This window comes from Aureimonas endophytica, from assembly GCF_014642635.1.
GTDB lineage: Bacteria > Pseudomonadota > Alphaproteobacteria > Rhizobiales > Rhizobiaceae > Plantimonas > Plantimonas endophytica.
Genome location: NZ_BMIQ01000006.1, coordinates 289,602 through 302,005, shown reverse-complemented (window position 1 = coordinate 302,005; position 12,404 = coordinate 289,602). Strand labels below are relative to the sequence as shown.

Sequence of the window (12,404 nt, the reverse complement as noted above, 5' to 3'; positions counted from 1 at the left end):
CCCATCTAAAGCATTTTGAAGCTTGACGCGCGACAAGATTTTCGGAAACCTGCGCGAAGGCAAAAGGCGGCGGGGAGGCTGCCGGCCTGGGGAGGATGACCATGACGGATATGAGGAACGGGTCCGGCCGGAACCCGAGGATCGTCGGCCATGTGACGCTGGCCGATCGCCGCGCATTCCTGCTCGGCTCGGCGGCGCTCGGCGCCGCGGCGGCCGTCGGCCTCGGCACGCGACGGGTGCGGGCGCAGGAGCGGGCGGAGATCTCCTTCGCCAGCGCCGCCTTCTTCGGCAGCGAGACCTTCGGCGATCTCGCCAAGGCCTATAACGAGGCGCAGGACCGGGTGAAGGTCACCTATATCAACCTGCCGCCGCCCAGCTCCTCGACCGAGGTCTATCAGGGCCTCGTCCAGCAGCTCGCCCGCCGCACCGGCACGCCGGACGTCTTCAGCCAGGACGTGATCTGGATCGCCGGCTTCGCCGCCGCCGGCTGGGCGCTGCCGCTCGACGAATATTTCCCGGCCGACAAGCGCGGCGACTATTTCCCCGGCACGATCGCCGCCTGCACCTATGGCGGCAAGCTGACGGCGCTGCCCTGGTTCCTCGACACGGGCATGCTCTATTACCGCAAGGATCTGGTCGACAAGCATGGCGGCAAGGCGCCGACGACCTGGGACGAGCTGACCGAGATGGCGAGCGCCGCCCAGAAGGCGAAGGAGGTCGAGTTCGGCTATGTCTGGCAGGGCAAGCAGGCCGAGGTCCTGATCTGCGACGCGGTGGAGGTGATCGGCTCGAACAAGGGCGCGATCCTCAGCCCCGACGGCAAGTCCTGCACGATCAACAGCCCCGAAGGCGTCGCGGCGATCCAGTTCCTCCACGACACGATCAACAAGACGAAGATCTCGCCGAAGGACGTCCTGTCCTGGGACGAGGAGCCCTCGCGCCAGCCCTTCACCGCCGGCCAGTCGATGTTCATGCGCAACTGGTCCTATGCCTATCCGATCTCGCAGGACGCGAAGGTCTCGCAGATCGCCGGCAAGGTGGGCGTCGCGCCGCTGCCGGCCTTCGCCGGCGGCAAGTCCTCGGCCTGCCTCGGCGGCTACCAGCTCGGCGTCAACGCCAATTCCAAGAAGCGCGAGGCGGCGATCGACTTCCTGACCTGGCTGTCCTCGGCCGAGACGCAGCGCCGCATCGCCATCAATTTCGGCCTCGGGCCGACGCGCCCCGCCCTCTACAAGGACCAGAAGATCGCCTCCGAGAACCCGTTCATGGCGGGGCTGGAGCCGGTCTTCTCCGGCGCGACGCCGCGCCCGGTGACGCCGGACTACGCCAAGGTGACGCTGGCGCTCCAGTCCGGCCTCTCCAAGGCGCTCCTGTCGGGCGAGGTGAAGAAGGAACTCGACGCCGTCGCCGATCGCGTGAACACGATCGTCGGCGGATGACCGACATCGCGGTCCTCCCCGGGGAACGGCCGAAACCGGCCGCGAGGGCGCTGTCCAGCGCCCTCGGTCCCTGGCTTCTGCTCGTGCCGGCCTTCGTCTCGCTGGCCTCCGTCTCCTTCTATCCGATCCTCAACGGCCTCTGGTTGTCGCTGACCAACACTTCGCTGATCACGCAGGAATCGGATTTCGTCGGCTTCCGGAACTATGCCGAGCTCTGGGCCGATCCGCAGTTCTGGAACGCCTGGGGCCATACGATCTGGTTCACCTTCGCCTCGACGGCGCTGGAAACGCTGATCGGCCTCGCCATGGCGCTGATCCTCTACGAGGGCTTCACCGGGCGCGGCTTCGTGCGCGCCGCGATGCTGGTGCCCTGGGCGATGCCGACCGTCGTCACGTCCAAGATGTTCGGCTGGCTGTTCGACGGGCAGCACGGCATCGTCAACTGGCTTCTCCTCGAATTCGGCGTGATCGACCAGAAGGTCAACTGGTACGGCTCGCCCGACACCGCGCTCACCACGATCATCGTCGCCGATGTCTGGAAGACCGCGCCCTTCATGGCGCTCCTCCTGCTCGCCGGGCTCCAGACCGTGCCGAAATCGCTGGTCGAGGCGGCGCGCATGGACGGCGCCAAGGCCTGGACCGTGTTCTGGCATATCCGCCTGCCGCTGCTGATGCCGACGCTGCTCATCGCCGGACTGTTCCGGGCGCTCGATGCCTTCCGCATCTTCGATCTCGTCTATGTGCTGACGGGCGGCGGCCCGGCCGATTCCACCGAAACCCTGTCGACCCTGTCCTACAAGGTGCTCTTCTCGACGCTGTCCTTCGGCTACGGCTCGGCCGTCTCGACCGCGATGTTCGTCACCGAGGGCCTCATCGCGCTCGTCTTCTGCCTGTTTCTCGTGCGCCAGATCCGGAGGGCGGGATGAAGAGCGATCGCCCCCTCGTCCAGAGCCTCGCCCTCTATGTCGGGGCGGTGCTGATCCTCTTCTGGTCGGCCGCGCCCTTTCTCTGGCAGTTCTCGACCTCGTTCCAGCTCGACCGGGAGCTGACCGCCGCGACGCCGCGTCTCTGGCCGGACCCGTTCACGCTGGAGCACTATTACAACGCCTTCGTCGGCAAGCAGCTGCACCGCTATGTCTGGAACTCGCTGGTCGTGTCGCTGGCGACGACGGCGCTCTGCCTCCTCGTCGGCTCGCTCGCGGCCTTCTCCCTGTCGCGGCTCGACATCAAGGGCCGCTTCGGCATCCTCGTCGTGATCCTGTCGGTCTCGATGTTCCCGCAGATCGCCATCGTCGGGCCGCTCTATCTCGTCGCCTCCAATCTCGGCCTGCTGGACACCTATACGGCCCTCGTCATCACCTATCTGGCGCTCGGCCTGCCGCTCGTGACCTGGGTGCTCTTCGGCTATTTCGAGACCCTGCCGCGCGAGATCGACGAGGCGGCGCGGATGGACGGCGTCGGCCTGCTCGGCCTGCTCTTCCGCGTCATCCTGCCGATGTCGCTGCCGAGCCTCGTCACCACCGGCCTTCTCGCCTTCATCACCGCCTGGAACGAGTTCCTCTTCGCGCTGGCCTTCACCTCCGACATCAACCGCCAGACGATTCCGGTCGGCATCGCGAACTTCACCAACCAGTATTACGTGCCCTGGGGCGACATCGCCGCGGCCTCCGCCGTGGTGACCGTGCCCCTGATCATCCTGGTTCTCTTCTTCCAGCGGCACATCATCGAAGGGCTGACGCAAGGGGGCGTCAAGGAATGAGCATGCATGCGAACGCGCTGAAGGTCGGCTGCCAGACCTTCACCTGGGAAATGCTGGGCCTGGCCTGGACGGGCGGGCCGGACGATCTTCTCGCGGCGATCGCGGCCGGCGGCTATGCCGGCATCGAGATCACCGACACGATGATCGGCGCCTACGCTGACGACCCCGACGCCTTCGCCGCGGCGCTCGCCGGGCACGGCCTGACGCTCGTCTCCTTCGCCTGCGGCGCGAAGAGCGGCTACACGCTGAAGGAGGCGATCGAGGCCGATCTCGACAGGGTGCGGCGCTGGATCGACTTCGCCGGCCGCTTTCCCGGCGCGCTCGTCTCCATGGGCTCGGCGACGGTCGTCTCCGAGGGGCCGCGCGAGGACAAGTTCGCCATCGCGGCCGAGATCTACAACCGCGCCGGCGAGATCGGGCGCGCGGCGGGCGTCGAGGTCGCGGTCCATCCGAGCTCGCATCACAACACGCTGCTCTTCGACCGGCCGGACTATGACAGGCTCTTCGCCATGCTCGATGCCGATCTCGTCGGCTGGGTGCCGGATACCGGCCATATCCTGCGCGGCCATCCCGACATCCTCGACACGCTTGCCACCTATCGCGACCGCATCCGCTACCTGCATCTGAAGGATGTCGACGCCGAAGGCCGCTGGGCGATGCTCGGCGAGGGCGTCTGCCCGAACGCGGCGGTGATCGAGCTCGTCGCCGCCGCGCCGCGCTTCAACGGCTGGCTGGTTCTGGAGGAGGAGTCCGACACGGCGGCCAGTGACCCGGCGGCGGCGGTGCGCCGCAACCGCGAGACCATGCGCGGCCTCGGCGCCTGAGCCGACGCGACGCGACGCGACGAAGGGAAGGGGAGGCACATGGCCGGACTGACGCTGCGGGGCCTGCGCAAGAACTACGGCGCCGTCGAGGTGATCAAGGGCATCGATCTCGACGTGGCGGATCGCGACTTCGTCGTCTTCGTCGGGCCGTCCGGCTGCGGCAAGTCGACCCTTCTGCGCATGATCGCCGGGCTGGAGAAGATCACCGCCGGCGATCTCGTCATCGACGGCCAGCGCGCCAACGAGGTCGATCCGTCCGATCGCGGCCTCGCCATGGTCTTCCAGTCCTATGCGCTCTATCCGCATATGACGGTGGCGGAGAACATGGGCTTCGCGCTGAAGATCGGCGGCATGGCCGCCGCCGAACGCGCGGCCAAGGTGAAGGCGGCGGCCGACGTGTTGCAGCTCGCCCATCTTCTCGACCGTCGGCCGAAGGAACTGTCCGGCGGCCAGCGCCAGCGCGTCGCCATCGGCCGCGCCATCGTGCGCAATCCGAAGGTCTTCCTGTTCGACGAGCCCTTGTCCAATCTCGACGCGGCGCTGCGCGTCAACATGCGGCTGGAGCTGATGCGCCTGCACCAGCAGCTGAAGGCGACGATGATCTACGTCACCCACGACCAGACGGAAGCCATGACCATGGCGAACAAGATCGTCGTGCTGAACGGCGGCCATATCGAGCAGGTCGGCTCGCCGATGGAGCTCTATCGCAACCCGGCCAACAGCTTCGTCGCCACCTTCATCGGCTCGCCGAAGATGAACATGCTGGACCTTCCCGTCGAGGCGGCCGACCGGCAGGGCCTCCGCTTCGCGCTCGGCAACGGGCGCGGCCTGACGGTGCCGGTGGACGGTTCCGGCCTGCGCCCCGGCGAGACGGCGCGGCTCGGCATCCGGCCGGAACATCTGAAGCCCGCCGCCGCTGGCCCCTTCACCGGCGAGGCGGCGATCATCGAGCATCTCGGCGGCCTGACGATCCTCCATGTCGATCTCGGCCGCGCCGGCATGCTCGTCGTCCAGGCCGAGGGCGACGACCGCACGGGCCTCGGCGCGCGCCTTGTCCTCGATGTCGATCCCGCCCTCTGCCATGTCTTCGACGCGACGGGGCGCGCGCTCCGCCGCGTGGCCGTGCGCGAGGCCGCCTGACGGCGCCCGGCGCTCAGCGATTGCCGAGGCGGCGATTCAGCTCCTCATGCATGATCTTCTCGTATTTCGCCTCCTGCGCCGCCGTCCGCTCCGCCCGTTCCTTGGCGCGGATCGCGCTGTCGTCGTTGAGCTGCGATGCCACGTAGAGGGCGGGGAAGAGCGCGATCGCGCTCACCACGATGCCCGCCTTTACCAGCGGGGACATTTCCGCGTCAGTCGTCTTTTTCTGCATGTCGCCTCCTTGCGGCGACCGTTCTATCCAACCGCGCCTTCCGATGCGGTTCAGGCGGATTGTCCAATTTTATCAATCGGAAAGAGCTCACTAGGCTTGATGAAGCGCCCTCCGTTCCGCCGAGGCGGGAAGCGGTCGGCCGGGATACCCCGCGCCTCTTCTCCATCCATTCGAAGGAGGCGACGGGTTGCGGAAATGGTTAAGGGACTGTATCCGTTCGCGCTTCCGCCTTCCGCCCGATCCGGGTCCGGACAGGAAATCGCCCCTCCGTCTCCTGCGCTATTGAACGCGGCGTCAGCGCGTGCCAAGGCAGGGCCGGGCGGGAAATTTCGCGTGCTGCGACGAAATTTCCATCGGGGGCGCTCCGTCAGACGATCTTGTAGGAACGACCATGCCTTTCCGCTCCATGCGGCCCCCGCTCGCCGATGCTCTCGCCGAGCGCGGCTACGCCGAACCGACGCCCGTGCAGGAGCGGGTGATCGATCCCGAGATCGACGGGCGCGATCTCCTCGTCTCCGCCCAGACCGGCTCCGGCAAGACCGTCGCCTACGGCATCGCCATCGCGCCGACCCTGCTCGGCGAGGAGGACCGCCTCGCCCCGACCCGCGAGCCGGCGGCGCTGGTCGTCGCGCCGACGCGCGAACTCGCCCTCCAAGTGGCCTCCGAATTCTCCTGGCTCTATGCCCGCACCGGCGCGCGCATCGTCACCTGCGTCGGCGGCATGGACCCGCGCGCCGAGAAGCGCCGGCTGGACGAGGGCTGCCATATCGTCGTCGGCACGCCCGGCCGGTTGCGCGACCATCTGGAGCGCGGCGCGCTGCGCATCGGCGCCCTGAAGGCGCTCGTCCTCGACGAGGCGGACGAGATGCTCAATCTCGGCTTCCGCGAGGATCTGGAATTCCTCTTGGAAGCGACGCCGGCCGAGCGCCGCACGCTGCTCTTTTCCGCGACGCTGCCGAAGGACATCATCGCGCTCGCCAAGCGCTACCAGCGCGACGCGCTGCGCATCGAGGTGGCGCGCGGCGCCGCCGGCCATGCCGATATCGAATATCGCGCCATCCGCGTCGTGCCCAACGAGATGGAGCACGCGGTGGTCAACATCCTGCGCTTCACCGACGCGCCGAGCGCCATCGTCTTCTGCAAGACGCGCGAGGCGGTGCGCCATCTCCATTCGAACCTGCTCGAACGCGGCTTCTCGACCGTCTCCTTGTCGGGCGAGCTCGGCCAGGCCGAGCGCAACCAGACCATGCAGGCGCTGCGCGACGGACGGGCGCGGGTCTGCGTCGCGACCGATGTCGCGGCGCGCGGCATCGACCTGCCGAGCCTCGGCCTCGTGATCAATGCCGACCTGCCGAACGATGCCGAGACGCTGCAGCATCGCAGCGGCCGCACCGGCCGCGCCGGGCGCAAGGGCGTCTCCGTGCTGCTCGTGCCGATGGCGCGCCGCAAGAAGGCCGAGCGACTGCTCGCCGAAGCGCGCGTCCAGGCCACCTGGAGCGGCGCGCCGAGCGCCGAGGAGATCCGCCGCCAGGACGAGGAGCGGCTCCTGTCCGACCCGATTCTCGACGGCGAGGTGAGCGAGGAGGAACTCGCCGCCGGCCGGGCGCTGCTCGCCAGCCGCTCGCCCGAGACGATCGCCGTCGCGCTCGCGCGCCTTTACCGCGCCCGGCTGCCGGCGCCGGAAGAGGTCTATGATCCGGGCTTCGCGCCGGATGCCAAGCCGCGCCGCGAGCCGGGCGCGCCCCGCTCCGCCGAGCCTCGGCAGCCGCGCCCGCGCGAGACGCTGCGCGGCGAGTCCGGCGTCTGGTTCCGTCTCGATATCGGCCGGCGCAACGAGGCCGATCCGAAATGGATCCTGCCGCTGCTCTGCCGGCGCGGCCAGGTGACGCGCCAGGACATCGGCGCGATCAAGATCTTCGACAAGGAAACGAAGTTCGAGGTCTCGGCCGAGGCCGCCGCCCGCTTCGCCAGCGCCGCCGAGGGGTCCGACGAGGACGGCATCACCATCAGCCGGGCGACGCCGGGCGGCGCCGGCGGCCATGCCAAGCCGGGACCCGGCCGGGGCGGGGACCGCCGCGACAGCCGGCCGCCCGCCGGGGGCAAGCCCTTCCGCCGCAAGACGCAGGATGGGGGTCCGCCGGGCCGCTCCGGCCCGCGCGGCAAGCGCTCCTTCGACCGTTCGAAGGACTGATCGGAGAAGGCCGGCGCCGTCTCAGCGACGGCGCGACAGCCGCTTCGACAGCGTCTCGTCCAGGCGCCGGAGCGCCGACAGGTCGATGGCGTCCTCGCCATTGGCCATCTTGCGCAGCTGCGTCTCCAGGCTCGAGCGGATCTTGACGACCTGCGAGCGGGTTTCGAGACCCTCCGGCGTCAGCTTCACCAGCACCTTGCGCAGGTCGTGCTCGTCGCGGCCGCGCGCCGCCCAGCCCTTCTTCTCCAGGATGTCGACCATCTTGGAGACGGTGGACGGCCTGACGGAAAGGGCGACCGCGAGATCGATGACCGAGCGCGCCTCCTGGCCGGCGAAGGCCAGGAGGAAAGAGTCCTGTCCGACCGCCACGTCGAGATCGGCCAGGGCGAGCTGCATGAGCTGACGGGCGGATTTGGCGACGGACAGGAGATGCGGCACCAGTCCGGTCGCGACCATTCCCGCCCCGGCCTGGCGTTCCTGTTCGCCGTTCATGGCAGCTTCCCCCATGTCGATCCCACCCGAAGTTCCGATCTTCACGAAACCAAAATACTCCGTCATCGTCGCGTGACGAGACGAATTCCTCCACCTGCGGAACAGTTTAGACGCACGGCTAAAGGATTGTCTGTCGCATTTCGTCGCACGATGGCGTGAATCGACGCGTGATCACCGGCGTCTGGCCGCCGGAGCATCGCCGTCACGCGGCCGAAGGGCGGGCCTCGTCGCGCGAGGGGACCGTGGTCCGGCTCGTGGCGCAGATGGCGCGCAGCGCGGATTTCAGCCCTTCCTCGAAGGTCGGATGATAGAAGGGCCGGTCGAGCAATTCGGCGGCCGTCCGTCCGTCGCCGATCGCCCAGGCGACGAGATGCGCCATGTGCTCGACGCCCGGACCCGCCATGGTGGCGCCGAGAAGGCGGCCGCCCTGCCGCGCGGCATAGAAGCGGACCGTGCCGGCATTGCGGGCCATGACCTTGGCGCGGCCCTGGTCGGCATAGGAGGCGGTGCCGATCACCACGTCCGGCGTTTCCTCCGTCGCGACCTCGCCGAGCACCGCGACGTTCGGATCGGTGAAGGTGAGCTGGAACGGCACGCCGCGCTCGCCCGGCCGCACCCGCGGGAAGTTCGCGGCGTTGCGCCCGGCGATCGTGCCCTCGTCGGAGGCCTCGTGCAGCACGGCGCGGTCGGCATTGGCGTCACCGGCGATAAAGATGGGTGCCGCGCCGCATTGCAGCGTCGCCTCGTCGAAGACCGGCACGCCGTGCTTGTCGAGCTTCAGTCCGGCGGCGGAAAGATCGAGACCGGCGAGATTGGGCGGCCGGCCGGCGGCGACGAGGACATGGTCGAAGTCGCGCGTGCCCGTCGCCTCGCCATGCCAGGCGATGCGCACCGCCTCGCCATGGCGCTCGGCGGTGAGGTCGACGCCGGTGACGATCGGAAACTCGCGGGCGAGAATGCGACGCAGATCGGCCTCCACGATCCGATCCTTCAGCCCGGCGATCGCGCCGCTCTTGTCGAACAGCATGACATCGGTGCCGAGGCGGGCGAAGGCCTGGGCGAGTTCGAGACCGATCGGCCCCGCGCCGACGACCGCGAGCGAGCCGGGCAGGTCGCCCCGCTCGAAGATCGTCTCCGTGGTGAGGACGCGGTCGGCGACGGACGCGAAATTCTCCGGCACCGCCGAATGCGAGCCGGTGGCGATCACGATGGCCTTCGCGGCGACGGTGCGGCCGTCATCGAGGGCGAGGCGGTTCGGGCCGGCGAAGCGCGCCCGGCCTCGCAGCGCGACGCCCGCCGGCAGGCTCTCGATCGATTCCCGGTCGCTGGCGAGAAAGGCGGCTCGCTCGCGGCGGAGACGCGCCATCACGGCCCGCCCGTCGATCCGGGGCGGCACGGTCTCGACGCCGAAGATCGGCGCCTGCCGCACCGCATGGGCCGCCTCGGCCGCCGCGATCAGAAGCTTGGAGGGCATGCAGCCGATGCGCACGCAGGTCGTGCCCGCGAAGCCGTCGTCGATGAGAAGGGTGCGGGCACCGTGCCGGCGGGCGCTGCGCTCGGCGGCGCGGCCGGCGGTTCCGGCGCCGATCACGGCGACGTCGCAATTGAGTTCGGCCATCGTCCCTCCGCCACGCGCCGGAGCCGGGCCTCGGAAGGGGCCGCGTCGTCTCCAGCGCACGGAAGGCGAGTTAGGGCGAGAGCGCGAAGGATCAGTCGGCCCCGGACATTTTGCCGCCCATGGATCGGGGCGAGGCCGGCAGGGTGAATGCCAAAAGCCGGCCGCCCGGTTCGGGAGCGGCCGGCCGTTTCGCTTCGGGCGTCAGCGCATCACGGGCATCGAGAACTCGGCACCCGCCTTGATGCCGGAGGGCCAGCGCGAGGTGACGGTCTTGGTGCGGGTCCAGAACTTGATCGAATCCGGGCCGTGCTGGTTGAGATCGCCGAAGGCCGAACGCTTCCAGCCGCCGAAGGAATGATAGGCGAGGGGCGTCGGGATCGGCACGTTGATGCCGATCATGCCGATCGGCACCCGGCTGGCGAAGTCGCGGGCCGCGTCGCCGTCGCGCGTATAGATCGCGACGCCATTGCCATATTCGTGGCGGGTCGGCAGCGACAGCGCCTCCTCGTAATCCTTGGCGCGGACGACGGACAGGACCGGGCCGAAGATCTCCTGGCGATAGATGTCCATCTCGGGCGTGACGCGGTCGAAGAGGCAGGAGCCGACGAAGAAGCCGTCCTCGTAGCCCTGCATCTTGAAGCCGCGCCCGTCGACCACGAGCTCGGCGCCTTCCGCGACGCCCTTCTCGACCAGCGCCAGGATCTTGTCCTTCGAGGCCTTGGTGACGACCGGGCCGTAATCGGCCGCGCTGTCGGTATAGGGGCCGATCTTCAGCGCCTCGACCTTGGGGATGAGCTTCTGGATCAGGGCGTCGGCCGTCTGCTCCCCGACGGGCACGGCGACCGAGATCGCCATGCAGCGCTCGCCGGCCGAGCCGTAGCCGGCGCCGATCAGCGCGTCGGCCGCCATGTCGAGATCGGCGTCCGGCATGATGATCATGTGGTTCTTGGCGCCGCCGAAGGTCTGGGCGCGCTTGCCGTGCTTCGCGGCCTCGGCATAGACATAGGCGGCGATCGGGGTGGAGCCGACGAAGGACACGGCGCCGATCTCGGGATGCTGGAGGATGCCGTCGACGGCCTCCTTGTCGCCGTTGACGACCTGGAGGATGCCGGCCGGCAGGCCGGCTTCCATCATCAGCTCGGCGAGGCGCATCGGCACGGAGGGATCGCGCTCGGACGGCTTCAGGATGAAGGCGTTGCCGCAGGCGACGGCCGGCGCGAACATCCACATCGGGATCATGGCGGGGAAGTTGAAGGGCGTGATGCCGGCGCCGATGCCGACCGGCTGGCGGATCGAATACATGTCGATGCCGGGGCCGGCGCCCTCGGTGAACTCGCTCTTGATGAGATGCGGGATGCCGCAGACGAATTCGGCGACTTCCATGCCGCGCACGATGTCGCCCTTGGAATCCTCGACCGTCTTGCCGTGTTCGGACGACAGAAGCTCGGCCAGTTCCTGCATGTTCTCGTTGAGAAGCGCGACGAACTTCATGAAGACGCGGGCGCGGCGCTGCGGATTGGTCGCCGCCCATTTCGGCTGCGCGGCGCGGGCGCCGTCGACCGCGCGCTGCAGCTCGTCCTTCGAGGCGAGCGCGACGCGCGCCGTCACCTGGCCGGTGGCCGGGTTGAAGACATCCGCATGGCGTCCGCTGGTGCCGGCGACGCGCGCGCCGTCGATGAAATGCCCGATCTCGGTCATGGCCGTCTCCCGTTCTTGTCCGGTCCAGGGATGAACCGGCAGGGACTTGAAATCAACGCCATCTTCCGCGCATCCGTTGTGCATGGATCGAAGCGCTCGGAGCGGCGATGAACTGGGACGATCTGCGCTTCTTTCTCGCCGTCGCCCGGACGGGCCAGATCCTGGCAGCCTCGCAGCGCCTCGGCGTCAATCATGCGACGGTGGCGCGCCGCATCGACAGCCTGGAGGCCGGTCTCAACGCCAAGCTGCTCCTGCGCCGGCCGACGGGCTGCAGCCTGACCGATGCCGGCGTCGCGCTTCTCGCCTCGGCCGAGCGGATCGAGGCGGAGATGCTGGCGGCGCGCGGCGCGCTCGGCGACCGGGACATCCGCCTCGCCGGCACCGTGCGGGTCGGGGCGCCGGACGGCTTCGGCACCGCCTTTCTCGCCGCGCGGCTCTGGCGTCTGACGGTCGATCATCCCGATCTCGTCATCCAGCTCGTGCCCGTGCCGCGCAGCTTCTCCCTGTCGCAGCGGGAGGCGGATGTGGCGATCACGCTGGAGCGGCCGGCGCAGGGGCGCCTCGTGTCGCGCAAGCTCACCGACTACACGCTCGGCCTTTATGCCAGCGCCGACTATCTGGAACAGCAGGGCCGGCCGCGCGAGTTGCGCGATCTCGCCGCCCATCGCCTCGTCGGCCATGTCGAGGATCTCGTCTATACGAAATCCCTTCACTATGCCGGCGACGTGATGCCGGGCTGGGTGGCCTCCTTCGAGGTCTCCTCCGCCCTCGGCCAGGCTGAGGCGGTGGCGGCAGGCGCCGGGATCGGCATCCTGCACGGCTTCGTCGCACGGCGCGAGGCGGCGCTGACGCGCATCCTGCCGGAGATCGCCATCCGGCGCAGCTACTGGCTGGTGACGCATGAGAGCGCGGCGGCGCTAGCGCCGGTGCGCCATGTGGCGGAAGGGATCGTCGATCTCGTCCGCCGCGAGCGCGCCGCCTTCGGCGACGATGCGCCCTCCCTTGAGGGGC

The 12,404-nt window shown here is 69.0% G+C and carries 10 protein-coding genes and 1 pseudogene; 7 read left to right on the top strand and 4 right to left on the bottom strand.

From position 1 onward, the window contains the following. Positions 1 to 101 precede the first annotated feature (101 nt). From IEY14_RS18970 to IEY14_RS18950, 5 genes are read left to right on the top strand one after another with little or no spacing between them, the layout of a single operon-like run. Positions 102 to 1,439, top strand: coding sequence for an ABC transporter substrate-binding protein (locus IEY14_RS18970; RefSeq protein ID WP_188911324.1), 1,338 nt, complete (start codon positions 102 to 104; stop codon positions 1,437 to 1,439). Then, positions 1,436 to 2,365 (top strand): carbohydrate ABC transporter permease, encoded by a 930-nt coding sequence (locus IEY14_RS18965; RefSeq protein WP_188911321.1) that lies wholly within the window; start codon positions 1,436 to 1,438, stop codon positions 2,363 to 2,365. Before IEY14_RS18970 ends, IEY14_RS18965 begins: the two co-directional genes overlap by 4 nt. Continuing rightward, complete coding sequence (locus tag IEY14_RS18960) at positions 2,362 to 3,198, top strand: carbohydrate ABC transporter permease (RefSeq protein ID WP_188911319.1); 837 nt, start codon at positions 2,362 to 2,364, stop codon at positions 3,196 to 3,198. Before IEY14_RS18965 ends, IEY14_RS18960 begins: the two co-directional genes overlap by 4 nt. A gap of 2 nt (positions 3,199 to 3,200) precedes the next feature. Beyond that, entirely contained in the window at positions 3,201 to 4,022 is an 822-nt protein-coding gene (locus IEY14_RS18955) for a sugar phosphate isomerase/epimerase family protein (RefSeq protein ID WP_188911317.1), read from the top strand. A 39-nt stretch (positions 4,023 to 4,061) separates the two neighbouring features. Continuing rightward, positions 4,062 to 5,162 (top strand): ABC transporter ATP-binding protein, encoded by a 1,101-nt coding sequence (locus IEY14_RS18950; protein WP_188911315.1) that lies wholly within the window; start codon positions 4,062 to 4,064, stop codon positions 5,160 to 5,162. A 13-nt stretch (positions 5,163 to 5,175) separates the two neighbouring features. Here the strand turns inward: IEY14_RS18950 and IEY14_RS18945 are convergent, their stop codons facing one another. Beyond that, complete coding sequence (locus IEY14_RS18945; protein ID WP_188911313.1) at positions 5,176 to 5,394, bottom strand: hypothetical protein; 219 nt, start codon at positions 5,392 to 5,394, stop codon at positions 5,176 to 5,178. A 391-nt stretch (positions 5,395 to 5,785) separates the two neighbouring features. On the opposite strand from IEY14_RS18945, the gene IEY14_RS18940 reads away from it, so the two are divergent. Further along, the gene (locus IEY14_RS18940; RefSeq protein ID WP_188911311.1) at positions 5,786 to 7,585 is read left to right on the top strand and encodes a DEAD/DEAH box helicase; all 1,800 of its coding nucleotides are present in this window, start codon (positions 5,786 to 5,788) and stop codon (positions 7,583 to 7,585) included. Positions 7,586 to 7,606: 21 nt separating this feature from the next. On the opposite strand, the gene IEY14_RS18935 is transcribed toward IEY14_RS18940, so the two are convergent. The 3 genes from IEY14_RS18935 to IEY14_RS18925 all read right to left on the bottom strand — a co-directional run bounded on the left by IEY14_RS18935 (position 7,607) and on the right by IEY14_RS18925 (position 11,393). Further along, positions 7,607 to 8,077 carry a MarR family winged helix-turn-helix transcriptional regulator gene (locus IEY14_RS18935; protein WP_188911309.1) on the bottom strand — a complete coding sequence of 157 codons (471 nt, stop codon included), beginning with the start codon at positions 8,075 to 8,077 and terminating at the stop codon, positions 7,607 to 7,609. A gap of 202 nt (positions 8,078 to 8,279) precedes the next feature. Further along, positions 8,280 to 9,695 (bottom strand): dihydrolipoyl dehydrogenase, encoded by a 1,416-nt coding sequence (locus IEY14_RS18930; RefSeq protein ID WP_188911308.1) that lies wholly within the window; start codon positions 9,693 to 9,695, stop codon positions 8,280 to 8,282. Positions 9,696 to 9,896: 201 nt separating this feature from the next. After that, positions 9,897 to 11,393 carry a CoA-acylating methylmalonate-semialdehyde dehydrogenase gene (locus IEY14_RS18925; RefSeq protein WP_188911306.1) on the bottom strand — a complete coding sequence of 499 codons (1,497 nt, stop codon included), beginning with the start codon at positions 11,391 to 11,393 and terminating at the stop codon, positions 9,897 to 9,899. Positions 11,394 to 11,500: 107 nt separating this feature from the next. On the opposite strand from IEY14_RS18925, the pseudogene IEY14_RS18920 reads away from it, so the two are divergent. Further along, positions 11,501 to 12,376, top strand: a pseudogene (locus IEY14_RS18920) (LysR family transcriptional regulator); the annotation flags it as partial. Between the last annotated feature and the right edge of the window lie 28 nt (positions 12,377 to 12,404).

Coding starts and splice junctions, on each gene's coding strand:
- IEY14_RS18970 (WP_188911324.1), top strand. CDS start 102: ATGACGGATATGAGGAACGGGTCCGGCCGGAACCCGAGGATCGTCGGC.
- IEY14_RS18965 (WP_188911321.1), top strand. CDS start 1,436: ATGACCGACATCGCGGTCCTCCCCGGGGAACGGCCGAAACCGGCCGCG.
- IEY14_RS18960 (WP_188911319.1), top strand. CDS start 2,362: ATGAAGAGCGATCGCCCCCTCGTCCAGAGCCTCGCCCTCTATGTCGGG.
- IEY14_RS18955 (WP_188911317.1), top strand. CDS start 3,201: ATGCATGCGAACGCGCTGAAGGTCGGCTGCCAGACCTTCACCTGGGAA.
- IEY14_RS18950 (WP_188911315.1), top strand. CDS start 4,062: ATGGCCGGACTGACGCTGCGGGGCCTGCGCAAGAACTACGGCGCCGTC.
- IEY14_RS18945 (WP_188911313.1), bottom strand. CDS start 5,394: ATGCAGAAAAAGACGACTGACGCGGAAATGTCCCCGCTGGTAAAGGCG.
- IEY14_RS18940 (WP_188911311.1), top strand. CDS start 5,786: ATGCCTTTCCGCTCCATGCGGCCCCCGCTCGCCGATGCTCTCGCCGAG.
- IEY14_RS18935 (WP_188911309.1), bottom strand. CDS start 8,077: ATGAACGGCGAACAGGAACGCCAGGCCGGGGCGGGAATGGTCGCGACC.
- IEY14_RS18930 (WP_188911308.1), bottom strand. CDS start 9,695: ATGGCCGAACTCAATTGCGACGTCGCCGTGATCGGCGCCGGAACCGCC.
- IEY14_RS18925 (WP_188911306.1), bottom strand. CDS start 11,393: ATGACCGAGATCGGGCATTTCATCGACGGCGCGCGCGTCGCCGGCACC.